The 17,843-nt window shown below is 60.5% G+C and carries 16 protein-coding genes; 1 reads left to right on the top strand and 15 read right to left on the bottom strand.

Annotation, left to right across the window (positions count from 1 at the left end):
* Positions 1 to 72 precede the first annotated feature (72 nt).
* The 15 genes from T370_RS0117385 to acpS form a co-directional block, all read right to left on the bottom strand.
* Entirely contained in the window at positions 73 to 1,461 is a 1,389-nt protein-coding gene (locus T370_RS0117385) for a sigma-54 interaction domain-containing protein (RefSeq protein WP_005024903.1), read from the bottom strand.
* Between the two features lie 188 nt (positions 1,462 to 1,649).
* On the bottom strand, positions 1,650 to 2,588 hold the full coding sequence (hpsH, locus tag T370_RS0117380) for a (2S)-3-sulfopropanediol dehydratase activating enzyme (RefSeq protein WP_029436480.1): 939 nt from the start codon (positions 2,586 to 2,588) through the stop codon (positions 1,650 to 1,652).
* Positions 2,589 to 2,693: 105 nt separating this feature from the next.
* The gene (hpsG, locus tag T370_RS0117375; RefSeq protein ID WP_005024906.1) at positions 2,694 to 5,186 is read right to left on the bottom strand and encodes a (2S)-3-sulfopropanediol dehydratase; all 2,493 of its coding nucleotides are present in this window, start codon (positions 5,184 to 5,186) and stop codon (positions 2,694 to 2,696) included.
* Between the two features lie 732 nt (positions 5,187 to 5,918).
* Positions 5,919 to 7,373 (bottom strand): acetaldehyde dehydrogenase AdhE, encoded by a 1,455-nt coding sequence (gene adhE / locus T370_RS0117365; RefSeq protein ID WP_005024907.1) that lies wholly within the window; start codon positions 7,371 to 7,373, stop codon positions 5,919 to 5,921.
* 150 nt (positions 7,374 to 7,523) lie between these two features.
* Positions 7,524 to 7,820 carry a EutN/CcmL family microcompartment protein gene (locus T370_RS0117360; RefSeq protein ID WP_005024909.1) on the bottom strand — a complete coding sequence of 99 codons (297 nt, stop codon included), beginning with the start codon at positions 7,818 to 7,820 and terminating at the stop codon, positions 7,524 to 7,526.
* 129 nt (positions 7,821 to 7,949) lie between these two features.
* Positions 7,950 to 8,228 carry an ethanolamine utilization microcompartment protein EutM gene (gene eutM, locus T370_RS0117355; protein WP_005024910.1) on the bottom strand — a complete coding sequence of 93 codons (279 nt, stop codon included), beginning with the start codon at positions 8,226 to 8,228 and terminating at the stop codon, positions 7,950 to 7,952.
* A gap of 88 nt (positions 8,229 to 8,316) precedes the next feature.
* Complete coding sequence (pta, locus tag T370_RS0117350; RefSeq protein WP_029436478.1) at positions 8,317 to 9,309, bottom strand: phosphate acetyltransferase; 993 nt, start codon at positions 9,307 to 9,309, stop codon at positions 8,317 to 8,319.
* The gene (locus T370_RS0117345) at positions 9,309 to 10,067 is read right to left on the bottom strand and encodes a cobalamin adenosyltransferase (protein ID WP_029436477.1); all 759 of its coding nucleotides are present in this window, start codon (positions 10,065 to 10,067) and stop codon (positions 9,309 to 9,311) included. Before T370_RS0117345 ends, pta begins: the two co-directional genes overlap by 1 nt.
* A gap of 33 nt (positions 10,068 to 10,100) precedes the next feature.
* The gene (locus T370_RS0117340; RefSeq protein WP_029436476.1) at positions 10,101 to 11,027 is read right to left on the bottom strand and encodes a cupin domain-containing protein; all 927 of its coding nucleotides are present in this window, start codon (positions 11,025 to 11,027) and stop codon (positions 10,101 to 10,103) included.
* Positions 11,028 to 11,119: 92 nt separating this feature from the next.
* On the bottom strand, positions 11,120 to 11,524 hold the full coding sequence (locus T370_RS0117335; RefSeq protein WP_029436475.1) for a BMC domain-containing protein: 405 nt from the start codon (positions 11,522 to 11,524) through the stop codon (positions 11,120 to 11,122).
* Between the two features lie 18 nt (positions 11,525 to 11,542).
* Positions 11,543 to 12,100 carry a BMC domain-containing protein gene (locus T370_RS0117330; RefSeq protein WP_009733378.1) on the bottom strand — a complete coding sequence of 186 codons (558 nt, stop codon included), beginning with the start codon at positions 12,098 to 12,100 and terminating at the stop codon, positions 11,543 to 11,545.
* Between the two features lie 60 nt (positions 12,101 to 12,160).
* Complete coding sequence (locus T370_RS0117325; RefSeq protein WP_005024917.1) at positions 12,161 to 13,498, bottom strand: 4Fe-4S dicluster domain-containing protein; 1,338 nt, start codon at positions 13,496 to 13,498, stop codon at positions 12,161 to 12,163.
* A gap of 90 nt (positions 13,499 to 13,588) precedes the next feature.
* Positions 13,589 to 14,521 carry an amidohydrolase family protein gene (locus T370_RS0117320; RefSeq protein ID WP_005024919.1) on the bottom strand — a complete coding sequence of 311 codons (933 nt, stop codon included), beginning with the start codon at positions 14,519 to 14,521 and terminating at the stop codon, positions 13,589 to 13,591.
* A gap of 620 nt (positions 14,522 to 15,141) precedes the next feature.
* A complete protein-coding gene (hslV, locus tag T370_RS0117310) occupies positions 15,142 to 15,675 on the bottom strand; it encodes an ATP-dependent protease subunit HslV (RefSeq protein WP_005024921.1) in 534 nt (177 codons plus the stop codon).
* A gap of 34 nt (positions 15,676 to 15,709) precedes the next feature.
* A complete protein-coding gene (acpS, locus tag T370_RS0117305) occupies positions 15,710 to 16,105 on the bottom strand; it encodes a holo-ACP synthase (RefSeq protein ID WP_016360705.1) in 396 nt (131 codons plus the stop codon).
* Positions 16,106 to 16,273: 168 nt separating this feature from the next.
* On the opposite strand from acpS, the gene T370_RS0117300 reads away from it, so the two are divergent.
* The gene (locus T370_RS0117300) at positions 16,274 to 17,602 is read left to right on the top strand and encodes a UDP-glucose dehydrogenase family protein (protein WP_029436474.1); all 1,329 of its coding nucleotides are present in this window, start codon (positions 16,274 to 16,276) and stop codon (positions 17,600 to 17,602) included.
* Positions 17,603 to 17,843 lie beyond the last annotated feature (241 nt).

Here is a 17,843-nt window from a genome sequence, read left to right as displayed (position 1 = left end):
GGGAAAAGGGGAGGTTTGGAGGGGGGAAGGGGAAACTTTCTCAGAAAGTTTCCCCTTCCCCCCTCCAATGTTCTATTCCCCTCCATCCTTCTCCGAATGCAGCTTCCTGAAAATGGTACTGCGGTTGACCTTGAAGACCTCGGCGACTTTTTGGACGGAGCCGTGCACCTTGAGAGCCTTGCGGAGGATGCCGCGTTCGATGTCGGCCATGATGTCCTTGAGGGGGCGCTCGTAGTTGATGCCGTCGTCGGGGAAAAACAGCTCTTCATTCTCGTTGCCGGTCATGTGCCGGGGCAAATCCTTGACGGAGAGCGGGCCGTGATCCTTGGTGATCACGATGCTGTGCATGAGGTTCTGGAGCTCGCGCACGTTGCCGGGCCATGAATACTGGCGCAGGGCTTCCATGAGGCCGGGCGTAAGGTTCATGTGTTTGCGGTACTTGGAAGTGAACATGTTCAGAAAATGCGTCACGAGAGGCTGGATGTCGTCAGGGCGCTCGCGCAGGGGCGGGATGTTCACCACGGCCACGTTGAGGCGGTAATAAAGATCGCGCCGGAAGAGGCCCTTTTCCACGCGTTCAGCAAGGTTGCGGTTCGTGGCGGCGATGATGCGGACGTTGACCTTGCGGGGCTTGGAGGAGCCCACGCGCATGATCTCGCCATCCTGAAGCACGCGGAGCAAACGGGTCTGCATGGCAAGGCTCAGTTCGCCGATTTCGTCGAGAAACACCGTGCCGCCGTCGGCCATTTCGAAATAGCCGCTCTTGCCCTTGTTGCCCGCGCCTGTGAAGGCTCCCGGCATGTAGCCGAAGAGTTCCGACTCGGTGAGGCTTTCGGAAATGCCGCCGCAGTCCACCTTGAGGAACATCTTTTCCTTGCGCGGGCTGAGTTCGTGGGTGAGGCGGGCCACCACGTCCTTGCCGACGCCCGTTTCGCCGAGGATGAGCACCGTGGCGTCGGAACTGGCGAACCGCTCCACAAGGCTCATGACCTCTTTCATCTCGCGGCTTTCGAAGACGGGGACGAGTTCGCGGGTCTGTTCGCGGGCAAGGAAGGCGAGACGGTCGTGGAACTGTTCGATGAGTTTCTTCTGGGCGGTCATCTCCTCCTGCAGCTGGGTCAGGACGGTGATGTCGCGGGCGAAGGTCACGACAAGGCACAACTGGCCCTTGTCGTCGAAAACGGGATAGCCGGTCAGGACCAGACGCTTCCCGTTGGCGAGCTGCTGGACGTGGGTGGCCGATTTCCCGGTTTCGACGATCTGCGGATTGACGACCTTGTCGAAAATCCCCTGCTGGACGAGCGTGCGGATGTTCTTGCCCCGGATTTCCCCCTGCCTCAGGCCGGTCAGGGTTTCGTACATTTTGTTGACGAACAGGGTCGTCCCCTCCGCGTCACTGATGAAGACGCCATCAGAGAGGGTGTCGAGGATACTTTCAAAATGGGGAGCAAGAGACGTCATCGAAGTGTTTTCCATAGGCATCGCACGAGAAATAAAATGATTGCAGGGAAATTGGTTTCTCATGCTAGTGCCTGCACGCAAGAACGTCAAGGCGTGCGTGGAAAGGGGACGAGTGGACGGAGGGGAAAGCAAAAATCCCCGCCCGGATCACCGGACGGGGATTTCTTCCAAAAGGGAGGAGTGGAAGCTTACTTCTTTTCTTCCGTCACGGCACCGCGGGTTTCGTCGACGATCCGCTGGATGCGCTGCGCGACGCCGTCGGGCAGGCTGACGTCGCCCATGGCGTATTCACGGCTCAGGAAGTCGTACTTCTGGGTTCCCAGGCGGTGGTAGGGCAGGGCTTCGTAACCCACGTTCTCGTAGCCCTTGAGGAACTCGCCGAGGGCGTAGGCGAACTCGTCATTGTCGTTGAACCCGGGAATGATGGGCGTACGGACCTGGACATGCAGGTTGGGGAATTCGGTGAGCAGCTTTTTGAGGTTGCTGAGGATCAACTCGTTGCCGACGCCGACGCCTTCGCGGTGCTTTTCGCTGTCCATCTGTTTGACGTCGAACAGGACATAGTTGAGGTACGGAGCGGCTTCCTTGAGGGTATCCCACGGGATACAGCCGCACGTTTCAATGGCGGTCTTGATGCGGCGATGACGGGCCTCCCGGAGCAGCGGGAGGGCAATGTCGGCGTGCATGAGGGGCTCGCCGCCGGAAAGGGTCATGCCGCCGCCGGAGCGGGCATAGAACAGAGCGTCCTTCTCCACTTCCTTAAGGATCTGATCGACGGTCTTGTTTTCGCCGTAGATGATCATGCCCTGTGCGGGACAGGCGTGGGCACAGTCGAGCGTCTTGCAGACGTCGCACTTGCTGCGGTCGAGCGAGAGCGTGCCATCTTCGTTGACGGTGATGGCGTCGTGTTCACAGGCTTTGATGCAACGGTGGCAGCCGATGCAGCGGCCCTTGTTGTAGGCGACCTGCGGATGCGAGGCCTGGGATTCGGGGTTACTGCACCATTTGCACGACAGGGGGCAGCCCTTCAGGAAGACGATGGTCCGGATGCCGGGACCGTCGTGAACGGAATATTTCTGAATATTGAAGACGGTTCCGGTCGCCTTTCTATCTTCAAAGGAACCCATGGACTACCTCTTTTTCTGAGCGTTAGAGTTGGAAATGGCGGGCCAGATAATTCCGGCCCGCCATTTATTTAATCATTCATCTTGTGTGCCGCAAGCGGCCAGAACTTACATCTGGTCGTGGCCGGTACGGGCGATGAGGTCGTTCTGCAGGTCGGGGGTCAGGTCGACGAAGTAGGCGCTGTACCCGGCGATGCGGACGATGAGGTTACGATACTTCTGAGGATCCTTCTGGGCCTTCTTCAGGGTATCGGCGTTGATGACGTTGAACTGGATGTGCCACAGCTTCAGGTCGCACCAGGTACGGATGAACTGCACCAGCTTTTCGGTACCGGCATCGCCTTCAACGCACTTGGGAGTGAACTTCACGTTGATCAGACGGGCAGCGCGGGCGCGCATACCGTAGTTCTTCGTGTTGTGGTTGGAGAGCAGGATGGCGGTGGGACCATTGTGGTCGGCGCCGTGAGACGGGGAAGAACCGTCAGCCAGCGGGAACCACGCCACGCGGCCGTTCGGGGTAGCGGAAACAACCTTACCGAAGGGCACGTGAGAGGTGAAGGGCACGTAACGGGCGTCGTTGTTGATGCCCATTTCCTTGCCGTACTTGGCGGCGAAGGACACGGCCATGCGGTCGAGTTCGCGGCCGATTTCGTCGGCGTATTCGTCGTCGTTGCCGTAGCAGGGAGCCGTGCGGAGAAGCTGCTGGATGTCTTCGTAGCCTTCGAAGTTGGCTTCGAGAGCGTCGATGAGCTGATCCATGGTGAGCTTCTTGTCTTCAAACACAAGCTTCTTGATGGCGGCCAGGGAGTCGATGACGGTGCCGAGGCCCATGAATTCAAAGTAGCCGAAGTTCAGGCCTTCGGGGATCTGGGGCTGATGCAGGTCGATGCAGTGCTTGCGGCAGAGAGCGTGCAGCACGGAGCCCATGGGCTGGGCGAAGTGCTTGGCGCGGGTCTGGATAACAATGTACTGCTGGATGAACGTGGTACGGAGCAGGAGCATGTGCTGCTGCACATAGGCGTTCCAGAATTCGTCCCAGCTCTTGAACTTGCGGGCGTCGCCGGTCTGGATGCCGAGCTGCACATCGCCGTACTTCTTCATCTTGCCGTCGTACAGAGCCATTTCCACAGCGGAGGCGAAGTTGGTGTAAGCACCGCCGGAGGTGTAGGTGTCGCGGTTGGGCATACGGATTTCGATGCAGCCGGACACGGCGTAATCAAGGGCTTCTTCAAAGGTCGCGCCCTTGGAGACGTACAGCGGGATGCATTCTTCGTCGTTGCACAGCTTGGGGAAGCCGGAGCCGAACTTGATGGTTTCGGCGACGTCCCACAGGTAGCGTTCAGGAGCGCGGCTGTGGATACGGGCGGCGAGGTCGGGGTAGTGCAGCGGGAATTCGCGCTTGGACTTCAGGAACAGGTAGGTCAGATCGTTGGTCGCGTCGCGGCCGTCCGGGGTCTGACCGCCAATGGTGACGGCTTCCCAGTGAGCGTAACCTTCGTTGAAGGCGCCGCCGGCGGGGGAGATGTACATGTCGATGAATTCGGCCATGCCGACCCACATGCATTCCAAGTATTCCAAGGTCTTTTCATCGGTCAGGATGCCGGCTTCCATGTCCTTCTTGTAGAAGGGATAGAAGTACTGGTCCATACGGCCGTTGGAGATGGTGGTACCGGTCTTCTGTTCCAGACGGGAGAACATCTGGGTGAAGTATTGGGACTGAACGGCTTCGTAGAAGTCGCGAGCCGGGTTGGCGGGCACGTGTTCGGCGTTTTCAGCCATGCGGATGAGTTCGGCCTTGCGGACCGGATCGGCGCAAGCTTCGGCGGCCTTGCGGGCGGCGTCGGCGTGGCGCTTCGCCCACAGAACGATGGCGTCGCACACGAGGATGGTGGCTTCGATGAAGGGACGCTTGTCCACCTGATCCACGGGGGAGGCGGGATCAAGAGCGGCCAGCTTTTCTTCCATTTCCTGCTTCAGACCGTTGAAGCCGCGCTTCAGCACCACTTCGTAGTCATGCACCCACTGGATGGAGGAACGGAAAGAGGAGGTTTCGTTGACGATGAAGCGGGAGATCAGGCCGTCGGGATCGTCGTAGGTCAGCTTGTGGACTTCGGCGGGAAGAGCCTTGTTCAGAGCTTCGTGATAGGTGCGGCCCTTCCAGAAAGGAGCGATCTGCTCAACCACGATCTTGGCGTCTTCGGGGCTGATGGAAGCCGGAGACTGCGGGCGGGTGGGAAGGTCGCGCACGGCGATGTCGAGGAAGTCGCCGTCGAGTTCGGGGTACAGGATGCCGTAACGGCCGTCATGACCACCGCAGCGGCCGAGGAGGAGCTGGTCGTCCTGCACCATGACGGTGATGTTCTTGGCAACGTTCATCAGAGCCTTGGCCCAGCGGAGAACCAGAGGCTGACCCACGGTTTCGGCCATGGACTGCGTGAAGTACAGAGCGCGTTCGACGTCGATAGCGGGCTTCTGGCCGTCGAAACGTTCCAGCAGCTTGAACACGCGCTTGTGGGATTCGCGATAGATGTCTTCTTTACCGGCGATGTTGTCTTCGAGACGCTGCTCATGAGGCGATTTGATTTCAGCTACCTGAGTCATGTCACTTCTCCGTGTAGGAATTAAGGTTGTGTAGTATGATGTGTGGAGCTTTCCGGCGGACCGCTCGGAAGTTCTCGTTCCCTTCTTCACTTGTCTTGCTTATAATAAAGCAAGTGCCGTGCCAGAGGGGTTATAAAAAATGTTTACTTGTTATTTCATGGTATTGTGACAGAGAGCGTTTTGAGACGTTTTTATGGAAAGGGAAAAAGTCGCAAAATTGCATCACTTATCAGGAATAATCCGCAAATAGCAGGAATGTGATGTTGCATTTTTGCGACAAGAAGAGGTTTTCCTGCAACCTCTGTCCGTTTTTACGCAGCGAAAGAGAATAGTTCCTGACAAGGGTTTTTATCTTATTGATATTATATCAGAAAAAACTCCCTTTGATGGAACGGAGTTGGCTGGGGGCGGAAAGCATGATGCAAAAATGCGACACCGAAGAAATCTATCTTGTGAAAAAAGTATTTTGAAAATAGCCTTCACAAGCTGGAACTATCGGAAAAGACACCCAATCCGAGTTGAAGGGAGTACTTTTTCAAGGAATGCATGTGCCCCAAAAGACCGCAAACAGGGATTTGATAAATATAAAAACCTTTAAAAACAGAAGGATAGAACTCAGAGAGAAAGGAAAAGCTCTTTTTTAGAAAGACTCTTCCGCTCTTTCCCGGCATCTCATAATAAGAAAGGGGGAAGGGAACCAGTCCCTCCCCCCATAAAAGGCGTACGCTACAATCAGACGATGCGGAAGTTGTCCACAACGCAGCAACGGCGCAGGCGCACGAACGAGCGGGCGCAAGTCACACCTTCACCGGTGGGGGTGGAGATGGTCATGGTCGTCCAGCCTTCGCCGCCAGCGCCGAGGGCGGCGAGGTGCGGGCCGTTCTTGACGAACAGGCTGGTGTTCATGGCGCGGGCCATCTTGTCCATGTTGTCGATATTGCGGGAGTGCATACCGGCTGTGTGGGACAGGCCACGTTCGAGGATGAGAGCCCATTCGATGGCTTCGTCCACGTTGGCGGCGCGCAGCAACGGGATAACGGGCATCAGCTGTTCCACGCGAGCGAACACGTGGTTGATGTCGCGCTTCACGTCCACGATGAGCAGACGGCAGCTGTCGGGCACGTCAATGCCGGCGGCCTTGGCGATGAGGGCGGCGTCACGGCCGACCCACTTCGGGTTCGGATTGGGAGCCTTGCCGCCTTCAACCTGAGGATAGTTGCGCAGGACCACGCGAGCCACGGCGTCAGCCTGTTCAAGGCTGATTTCCACGGCGCCGATGGCCTTCATTTCGGCCTTCAGCTGATCGGCGATGGAATCCACGGCGATGATTTCTTTTTCGTCGGCGCAGATGATGTTGTTGTCGAAGGAAGCGCCGTCGTAGATGCTGCGGGCAGCACGGGCGATGTTGGCGGTTTCGTCGACGACGACCGGCGGGTTGCCGGCGCCGGCGGCGATGAGGCGCATGGTGGCGACCTTGCGGGCCTGAGCCACAACGGCTTCACCACCGGTCACCACGAGCAGCTTGATGCGAGGATGCGAGAAGAGCTCCTGCGCCACTTCGATGGTGGGTTCCTTTACGGCGACAAGCAGGTTGGCAACGCCGGTGGCTTCGATGATGGCCTTGTTCAGGACCTGAATGGCCGTCTGGGAAGCACGCTTGGCGTTGGGGTGGGGAGCAAAGATCACGGAGTTGCCGCCAGCGATCATGCTGATGGCGTTGTTGATCACCGTGGCGGTCGGGTTGGTGGACGGCGTCACGGAGGCGATCACGCCCCAGGGAGCGTTTTCGATGAGGGTCAGGCCCATGTCGCCGGAAATGGCCATGGGGGAGAGGCATTCGGTGCCGGGAGTACGCTCGCAAACGAGGATATTCTTGGCAATCTTGTCGCTCACGCGGCCCATGCCGGTTTCGTTGTGGGCGATTTCAGCGAACGCCTTGGCGTTTTCAAGGCCGGCCTTGCGGATGGCGGCGATGATCTTGTCACGCATGGCGACGGTGCTGATCTTCTTCTGAGCGGCTTCGGCGGCCTGCACGGCGTCTTCGAGGCGATCGAAGAGGCCGAAGTCGCCGCAGTCGCAGCCGCTGGCGGCGACGACGGTCGTAGCAGCCGCGGTGGGCTGATCGGACATCATCTTTTTCAGAACTTCAACGACAATGCGTTCCACGTCTTGTTGGCGCACGTCCATATCTATACTCCTATGCTGGAAGCCGGACCCCGCGGGACTTTGAGGACTGCCGGGCGGGGGGCCTGTTTTTTCTGTTTGTCACCCTCGTCAGGAGACGAGGCAGAGCGGAAAACCGGGGTCTTCCGGTGGGCGGCGAACCGCCCGCAGGGGCTATTCCCCCTGATTCTTGCGATAAATAGCTGCCTTACCGGCGTTTACATGGTCGACGATGCCGACAATGACCAGATCCAGCGGCGCATCTTTGTCGATGGCAAAACGTGCGGAACTGCCGCGGGACACGATAACCCATTCGCCCTCGCCCGCGCCGATGGGATCGGCGGCAACCTGAGAGCGGCCGATGGATTCGCCCTTCTCATTGAGCAGATCAACGAGAAGCAGCGAGTTGTACGGCAAACCGGGACACCGGACCGTGGAAACGACCTGACCAATGACTTTTGCGAGTTCCATGTATGTCTCCGTTCCCGGAAGACGGTCTTCCGGGAGCATTCCGTAAGGAAGCTGCCGGCCGGGCCGGGGCGCGAGGCCCCGGCGAGACCGACGAGCAGGGCTTAACCCAGCTTAAGTGCGCGGACGAGCTTACTTGCGGCTCAGGGGGAACACGGCTTCCAGGTCCTGATGGGGGCGAGGAATGACATGGACGGCCACGAGCTCGCCACCCACGCGCTGCACAGCGGCGGCGCCGGCGTCGGTAGCGGCTTTGCAGGCGGCCACGTCGCCGCGGACGAGGGCGGTCACATAGCCGCCGCCGATCTGTTCGTAAGAAACGAGCTGCACGCGAGCAGCCTTGACCATAGCATCAGCGGCTTCGATGAGACCAACCAGACCACGGGTTTCGATCATGCCAAGAGCGTCCATTGTGAACTCCTTTTAGGATTGTTGTTAGCTTGGTTACCCGGAACGGAACGATCGGGTAACGCGTTACCGTGTTGTGTGCCGTTCCGTTTTATTGCTGTCCTCCGCGGTTCATGCCCAGGCCGACGACACTGATTTTGTAGATGTCGTCGCTGCTGCATCCCCGCGAAAGGTCATGCCAACCGTGCGCAAAGCCCTGGAGCAGGGGGCCGAGGGCCGTCCAGCCGCCGAAGCGCTGCGCGATTTTATAACCGATGTTGCCGGCTTCAAGGGAGGGGAACACGAACACGTTCGCGTTCCCAGCGACCGGGCTCCCGGGCGCCTTGAGCCTGGCGACTTCGGGCTCGACGGCGGCGTCCAACTGGAGTTCGCCGTCTACGAGCAGATTGGGTTCGCGGGTCTTGATTTCTTCAAGAGCCGCGCGCACCTTGTCGACGCGCTCATGCTTGGCGCTGCCTTTCGTGGAGAAGGAAAGCAGGGCCACACGGGCCTCGTCGCCCATGACGCGCTTGTACACGCCGGCGGTGCTGATCGCAATGTCCGCAAGCTGCGCGGAAGTGGGTTCCGGAATGACCGCGCAGTCGGTGAACATGCAAACGTTGTTGTCCTTCAGCATGAAGAAGAAGCTTGACACGGTCTTGCTTCCGGCGGCGGTGCCGACCATGCGCAGGCCGGCGCGGATGACGTCGGCCGTGGAGGACAGGTTCCCGGCAACGCCGATTTCGGCTTCACCGCGGCGGACCATAAGGGCACCGGCGGCGAGAGGGTTCTTGACGGCCTTGATGGCCTCCTCTTCCGAAATATCCTTGCCCTTGTCCTTCTGGATGGACATGTACTCCGCAGCATTGTGCTGAAGCAAGGCCGGGTTGTACGGATTGACGACCTGGAGGGAAACGCCGGTTTCGCCGCTTTCCTGCAGCGCCGCGCGCACCTTTTCGGGGTCGCCGATGAGGATGGGTTCGACGAGGCCTTCGCGGATCAGCTTGGCGGCGGCGGAAACCACGCGCCGGTCTTCACCGTCGGAGTAGACCACGGCACCTTTCCGGGCGCGGCATTTTTCGAGGCAACGTTCGAACACGCTCATTACAGACCAACCTTGCTGATGTCGCGGCCGGATTCGGCAACGACGGTCAGGAGCATGAGGACATAGATGGCGCTGCTCAGGCGGTTCAGGGACGCGAGGATGTCTTCGCGTTCCATGCCGACCTGAACATAGGCCACTTCAACTTCGCGGGCCTGGGCGCGCAGCCAGTTGAGCAGCGCGACGTTCGGGCCGAGAGCCACGTCGGGGACGATGTGGCCCTGGCCGAGGTATTTCATGGGATCGTGGGAGACGAGGCGGATGGCTTCGGCGTTCATGCCGCACAGGGACTGCGCGGGCACGGCTTCGCCGGAGACTTCGGCCTGGAGGATCTGCCACAGCCACACGTTGATGTCAGAAAGGCCGTTTCTGAGGACGGCGGGGAGCTTGTTGTTGCCGTCAAACCCGGTCTGCACCAGCACCGTGCTGGAAATGAGGGTATCCAGCTTGCCGCGCAGGAATATGCGCGGGTGGGACTTGGAGACGACCATATTGGCGTCAAGGTAGGTTCCATCGGGGAACGATGCCTGTTCGGCGGCCGGAGCGGCCGGAGCCGCTTCCGCAGCGGGAGCCGCGGGTTTGGCTTCTTCGACAGGCGCCGCTTCCACGGTGCACTGACCGGGCAGGATCACGCGGCAGTTGCGACTGCGCAACAGCTCCGTGGCCGCCGGAGTCAGGCGTTCGCCGGCCTGAAGGCGGAATTCGCCTCCCTGGCCCAGCTCGCAACGCTGTCTGACATCTTCTTCGGTAAGAAAGATCATGATTGTTTCCTTCGTTATGGTCTAGGAACGCGGCTAGGCGGCTACCGCGACCGTGGCGCACCGCACGTGCCCGGAAGAGGAGAGTTCCACTTCCGTGCCCGCAGGGATGCTGAACACGTCGCCGTGGGCCGCGCTGAAGGTCGTGCCCTCAATGCTCAGGTTCAAGTCGCCTTCCAGCACGACGAGCACTTCCGTACGCCGGAACGTCCAGGAAAACGAGAGGTTTTCCCAATCCAGATAGCCCACGGAGGCGGCATCCCCTTTGGCGGGGGAAAGCACGTCCATGACGGCCACGCTGCCCTTCGCCCGGGAGCCTCCCCAGTACTGCGCTTTGCTGTCGACGAGGGTGACGCCTCCAGCCTGCCTGACGCCGGGACGCGTCTCGGGAGCCGCGCAAGCGCCCATCTCGGCAAGGACGGATGCGATCAAGCGATCGATCAACGCTTCGTCGGCGGTCCCTGCGGGAAGAGCCGACAGGACCCCGCGCCGGATGGCGACGAGGAGGTCATCGGAACGCTGCTCCGCCGGAGCGGAAGCCGCCACGGCCTCGGCGGCCATGGGGTTGCTGCCGGGGGAGAACACGACCGGAGGCACCGGCTGCGCCGCCGGAGCGACGGACGCGGTCAGGGCCTGCGTCAGCGGGACCAGCGCTTCCTGCAGCTGCCGGGCGGCGGCCGCAAGCTGATCGGCGGTCAACGCCGGCGTGGGAACGTGTACAGGTTCCTGACTGGCGGGCACTTCTTCCAAAACCGGCGGGACCGGCGGGACAGCCTCCGCCTCGGGCTCCGCCAAAGCGGAGGACGGGGCGACGGGCGTTTCCGTCGTCAGGGTTATGCCGTAATGCCGGGCATCGTCCTGGGCCTGCTGGGTGACGATGTCGCCCTTGGCGTAGACGATGACCGACTCGCCGGCTTTCCATGCGAGCCGGACCGTTTCGGCAGTGATGATCTGTTTGGTCATGCCCCAATTCCTTTAGGTGGCGTGCGGCGTATCCTGTGCAGGGCGGCACCGTTTCCCGGTGCCTGTCGGCACGCCTCCGTTACGCGAAACGACTACTTCTTGGCCTTGCCCTTGGGGGACTCTTCGGCGGCGGGAGCAGCAGCTTCGCCTTTGGCCGCGGCCATACGGGCCAGCTTGGCGGCCTTGCGGGCGGCCTTCTTCCGCTTGATGTCCTCAAGCATATCCATGAGGGAGTCGGGTTCCTCAGCGGGGCTGGGGATGATGTTGTACCCGTTCAGGCCGTTGAGGCTCTGGGCGAGCAGGGCGCCGGTTTCCACGGCGGCCTGACAGGCGGCCACGTCACCCTTGCAGATGACGCAAACGCGCAGCCCGTCGACCTTGTGGGCGGAGATGATTTCCACTTCGGCGGCCTTGGCCATGGCGTCGGCCACCTGAATGGCGATGACGAGGCCCGCGGTTTCGACGAAGCCGAGGGAAGGTTTATATTCCAAACTCATAGGTTACTCCTGACTGCCTTAGGCAATCTGCTCGAAGACGGTTTCAGCCGGGCTCGGGATGACGACCTTGCTCACGAGGAGGCCGCTTTCGGCGGCGGCCGTGGATCCGGCTTCGACGGCGGCGTTGACTGCGGCCACGTCGCCGGTCATGAGGGCATAGCCCTTGCCGCCGAGTCCGAGGGCCACGCGGACGTCAAGGAGCTGCACGTCGGCAGCCTTGACGGCGGCATCGGACGCCACCACGATGGAGGCGGCGGAGAAGGTTTCGATGATGCCGAGCGCGCCACGTTCCGTGATGCCCGTGGCACCGGCGAGGGCGCCGATCACATCCCGGTGGATGTTGGGGATGATGAACCAGTCCACCAGCGCATCGGCATGGGTTTCGCGTCCGGCATTCACGGAAGCGGATACGGCAGCCACGTCGCCGGTCACGGCGGCCACGAACTTGCCGGGGCAAATCGTCTTAAAGAACAGCGGATCGACCTGAGCGGTTTTCACCATCTGGTCAGCCGCGTCGATACCAGCGGCAATGCTGTTGAATTCCACCATTCCTACGGCTGTGTATGATTCAGACACAGGGCCTCTCCTTTTTTGTCAGGGGGCGGCTGGCCGCCCCTTTCCGTATCGTGTTGCGGGCTACTTGCCGATGACGACGGCGCCGTCGACGCTCTTGACCACGCCGTCCATGCTGGCGTGGATACGGGCGCCGAGACCCTGTTCGGGAATTTCACCAATGACGTCGCCGCACTTGACGCGATCGCCGGCCTTCACCACGGCCTGGGCCGGGGCGCCGATGTGCTGCCGCAGCGGGATGCGCACTTCAGCCGGGGAGAGTGCGCCCAGATCGTTGGTGGGCAACTCCATGTAGCGGCTGATACCGATCTTGTTGACCAGGCGGGGCACGGGCACCCGGCGGAATTCACGCCACTGGGTGTAGGCTTCATTCACGTCGCGGCTGCCTTCGTACTTCATCCCGGCCGCGCGCAGCTCATTCTTGATGGCCTGGTTGATGCGGCGGGGGGACAGGCCCATGGGACAGGCCACGTGTTCGCACACGCCGCAGTCGCAGCAGAGGAGCGCGAGCCTGCCGGCTTCGGCGGTCAGCTCGGCGTTGCTGCCGAAGGCGCGCATGACGCGATGCGTTTCAAAAGGATGGCCGAGGAGGTGGCGGGGGCACAGCTCGGAACAGCTGCGGCACTGGATACAGGCCGAAGCGGCGCGGCGACGCATGAAATTGAGGGGCGTAGTCGCGTTCCGGTGCAGGTAGTGCCCACGGGGCAGGATAATGAGACCGCCGGAGGTCTTGGTGACCACTTCCTTGGCGAAGGCGTCGGCGTTGTCCACCATGCGGCCCATCATGGGGCCGCCGAGAACGAACACGGGGTCGCTCACGGTGGGGCCGCCCGCAGCTTCGAGGCAGGCGGAAAGCGGAGTGCCGATCGGCACGCAGACGATGCCGGGCTTCTTCACTTCGCCGGTGACAGTCAAAAATTTGTGCGTGACGGGCTTGCCGTCAAGGGCGTGGGCCACGGACACGAGCGTGCCGACGTTGGCGACCACCGCGCCCACCATGAGGGGCAGGCCCAGCGGGGGAACGGAACGGCCCGTCACTTCGCGGACGAGGGTCTGTTCATCCCCGGCGGGATAGAAGTTGGGGAGCAGCGCCAGCTCGATGGGCCGATTGCCGATGGCATCGGTCAGGATCTTAGTGGCTTCCTTGTATTTTTTCTTCAATGCGATGACGCCGCGCTTGGCACCGGTGGCCTGCATCAGCTCACTGAACGCCCGGACGATTTCGTTGGCGTGGTGAAGCATGTGATGCTGGTCGGTGTGCAGAAGGGGCTCGCATTCGCAGCCGTTGGCGATAACCGTGTCGGCGTCGGCGGCGTACTTGACGTGCGCCGGAAAACCAGCTCCACCTTCACCAACGATACCGGCCGCTTTCACCGCCGCTATGAACGCCTGTTTATCCATGCTATCCTCTCGTTACCCAAAACAGTTCGGCAGGCCGCGGCGCGTTTCCGCCCCACGGCACTGCCCGGAATCTCAATTCACCGCAAAAGCCTAGCGTCCCATCGGGGCGAAGGGCTGGAACGGCAGCGGGAACTTGGCGTTGTTGAAGCCGTTGGGAGCCATGGGCTTCACGGTATTGAGGGAAACGCCCTTGTCGAGGCCGAGGATCTTCGCGGCGGTCTTGTACATGACCTTTTCGCGGACTTCTTCGCTGATGTTGAGATTCTTGTAGATCTCGATAGCGTCGGCCTGTTCGATGAACGGGTGCGCGGAAGCGAAGATGACCTTGTCGCCGATCATCTTGTTCAGGGCGTCGACATACACTTCGGCCATGGGAGCCAGTTCGTATTCGGACAGGTCCATGTAGACGTTGGCGTTGCGCATGCAGGCGAAGATGGCTTCGTTGACGAAGGGATAGCCGCCGTGGCTCATGATCAGGATCAGTTCGGGGAAGTCGCGGGCGACGACGTCGATCTGGCGGGGATCAATGTAGTCCATGATGGCGCGGGGAACCTGGGCGGGCGGGGCGGTGGTCACGAAGACCGGCACGCCGAGCTCGACGCACTTGGCATAGATGGGATAGTAGCGGGCGTCGCTCGGCGGGCAGTGGGCGAGATAGGGGTCGGTGGCGATACCGCGCATACCGAGATCCTTGATCACGTGTTCGACTTCGCGAACGGCGTCCATTCCCTTGTGGGGGTCGATACCCCAGAAGCCGAGAAATTTGTTGGGATAGGCGCGGCAGAATTCAAGGATGCTGTTGTTGTTGGCGGGGAAACCGTAGGTGGTTTCGCAGTCGCGGCCGGAAACGACGCACAGCTCAACTCCACGGCGATCCAGGTCGGCCACGATTTCGGGCAGAGCCTGGGGGACGCGTTTGTCGAAGCCGATGGCTTCACAGGTGGCTTTGAACATCGAGCTGTTCTTGATGCCGTTAATGATTTCCGGCGTGTTCGGGCGGAAGCGGAAGTCGATTATTTTCATCAGTTGACTCTCCTGGCTTGGTGCACAAAAAGGTTTGTGAGCATTAGAGCAAATGCCGTTCCAGTTTTGCACAGACAAGGAGATTCCCCAACGACAGCAAGGAAATGGGGACTAACAAAAAACGTTCCTGATTAGATCCGGAAAGAACCGTTTTTTGTTGAAACCTGTGCAACAGGCCGGAATACAAACTTTTTGTCCGCGTTATCGCCTTAAGGCCGTAGTATTGCATGATGCATAAATGCACCAATGTTGCAATAATGCGACCAAGTCGATGCGCATGCGCCACCGGTTTTTTCAGTTGGTGCGTTTTTGCATCATCTGACTTGTGAATAAAAACGCAATCGGATCGCTCCTTGTGCCGATCCGCAGCACAAGGGTTCTTATGCCATGATTGCATCGGTGAAGCAAGGGGAATCCGTATCTAGTGAACGTTACAAGAAAAAACGCAAAAGGCAAAAGAAAACGGATGCTCTTGCGCATGGAGCGGGTGATCATATGAAGCAGGAGGACGGAAGGGAGGCGGGGATGATAGGCTGAGAGCGCGCAAGCGAGACGGAGGGGGGGGGGACAACAAAAAGGGGCCGGACGGCATCGCCGTCGGCCCCTCATGTTCGCAGCGGTTACAGGACTTCCAGCGTGTAATGGCCGTTGGTGAACACGCAGAGCTCGGAGGCTATCTTCATGCTTTCCAGCGCGATGTCCTCGGCCCCAAGATCGCTGTGGCGGACGAGGGCTCGGGCGGCGGAGAGGGCGTAGGGTCCGCCGCTGCCGATGGAGGCGATGCCGTCGTCGGGTTCGATCACGTCGCCGGTCCCAGTGAGCACGAGCGTATGATCCCTGTCGGCTACAAGGAGCATAGCCTCCAGCTTGCGGAGGAACTTGTCGCTCCGCCAGTCCTTGGCGAGCTCCACGGCGGCGCGGATCAGGTTGCCGCCGGTCTGTTCGAGGTGGGCGTCGAAGCGTTCGAACAGGGTAAAGGCGTCCGCCGTGGCCCCGGCGAATCCAGCGACGATCTGATCTTTATACATCCGCCTGACTTTCTTGGCGGTGTGTTTCATAACGATGCTCTGCCCCATGGTCACCTGCCCGTCGCCGATGAGGGCGACGTGGCCTTTGTGGCGCACGGCGAGGATGGTGGTTCCGCGAAGTTCCATGAATGATCCTTTGTTCTCGGTAATGGTGAGGAGGTTACCCTTCCAGAATAACCACGGCGGCGGCATTGTCACGGGTATGGGTGAGCGTGAGGTGCAGCTTTTTTACGCCGAGGGCGTCGGCCTTTTCCCGAGCCTTTCCGGACAGAACGAGTTCGGGCTTGCCGGAGGGCAGCGAGCGCACGGCCACGTCACGGGGGCCTATGCCTTCGGCGAAGCCCGTACCAAGCGCCTTGACCGCGGCCTCCTTGGCGGCGAACCGCGCGGCCACATGGGAAACGGCGCGTGCGGACGGGGAGGCGGGATCGCCGGGAATGGCGCTCCGTTCGTCGTCCGCCATGATGCGGTTGAGAAAATGCTCCCCGAAACGATGCAGCGAACGCTCCATGCGGGAAAGTTCGATCAGGTCCAGTCCGATGCCGATGATTGCCATATGCGCCCCCTCGGGCAGCAGGTTGCCGTCAGCGGGGGCCGAAGTCAAGTTGACGCTGTGCCGCCGGATGGTTACACGTGGAAAAAATGACGGGACTCCGTTTCCGAATCCTGTTGCGCCGCCACCGCGCCCGGCGTCCCGTCCGTACTGTTTTGCCAAGGAGCATCTATGCGCATATGCATTGTCGGCACCGGCTACGTCGGTCTTGTGAGTGCGGCGTGTTTCGCCGAAATGGGCAATGACGTCCGCTGTGTGGACGTCAACCCGGAAGTCGTGGCCCTGCTCGACAGCGGGCGTATCCATATTTTCGAGCCCGGCCTCGAAGACCTTGTCAGCCGCAACCGGCAGGAAGGCCGCCTGCGGTTTACGACCAGCCTTGCGGACGGATTGGATGACGCCGAATTTGCCTTCATCACCGTGGGCACGCCCTCGCGTCCCGATGGCTCCTGCGATCTTTCCTTTGTGGAAGGCGTGGCCCGCCAGATCGGAGAGCACATGCGTGGGCCGCTCATCGTCGTGGACAAGTCCACCGTGCCCGTCGGCACCGCCGACCGTGTCCGCGAGCTTGTCGCCGCCGCCCTCGCCGCCCGTGGAGAGGACATTGCCTTCGATGTGGTGTCGAACCCCGAGTTCCTCAAGGAAGGCGACGCGGTTTCGGATTTCATGAAGCCCGACCGGGTCATCGTAGGTACGTCTTCCGAAAAGACGGCCTCCGCCATGCGCGACCTCTACGCTCCCTTTGCCCGGAGCCGCGAAAAGCTCATCGTCATGAGTGTCCGCAGCGCGGAAATGACCAAATACGCCGCTAACTGCATGTTGGCGACCAAGATTTCCTTCATCAACGAAATCGCCACGCTGTGCGAGAAGGTCGGCGCGGACGTGCGCGACGTGCGTACGGGCATCGGTTCGGATCACCGCATCGGCTATCAGTTCATCTATCCCGGCATCGGCTACGGCGGATCCTGCTTCCCCAAGGACGTGAAGGCGCTCATCCATACCGCCCATGAGGCAGGTATGCGTCCTGAACTTTTGGAGGCCGTCGAGGGCGTGAATGCCCGTCAGAAGCGCTCGATGGCGTTCCGGGTGGCCGACTATTTTGAGCCGCAAGGCGGGGTGTTCGGCAAGGTGCTCGCCTTATGGGGGCTTGCCTTCAAGGCCAATACCGACGATATGCGCGAATCTCCGGCGCTTTCCATCATTGAGGAGCTGACTTCACGCGGTATGCGCGTCCGGGCCTATGATCCCATCGCCGGCCCCAACGCCCGGAAGCTGTTGGCGGACAATCCGCTGGTGTTCATCGAAGATGATCAATACGCCATCTGCGAAGGTTCCGACGCCCTGCTCGTGGCCACCGAGTGGAACCAGTTCCGCAACCCCGATTTCGATCGCATAAAGGAATCCCTCGTCGCCCCCGTCCTCTTTGACGGGCGCAATCTCTACTCGCCCTCCGTGCTCGGCAAGCGCGGCTTTGCGTATTTCTGCGTGGGAAAGAAGTAGGGAAGAGGCAAGGTAAGGATGTGAAGACTGGGGGAGGCCAGCGCAGAGGGAGTTTATTCCGTTCTTTAGGTTGTTAAGGGGTGATTGCCTTTTTGAAAGAGCGCCCGCCCGTTAAAGGTAGGAAAGCCGACTGGGAAATATTCAGTCGGCTTTCTTTGTTTTTTGATTTTCTGAAAGGCCGTTCCCCTTGCCTCCGGGGAAAAACGACAAGAGGGATTCGATAAGGTCGAAAGTCTTTGGG

It is taken from the genome of Bilophila wadsworthia ATCC 49260, from assembly GCF_000701705.1.
GTDB classification, from domain to species: Bacteria; Desulfobacterota; Desulfovibrionia; order Desulfovibrionales; family Desulfovibrionaceae; genus Bilophila; species Bilophila wadsworthia.
Note: the sequence above shows the minus strand (reverse complement) of the source record. Positions and strands in the feature narration are given on the sequence as shown.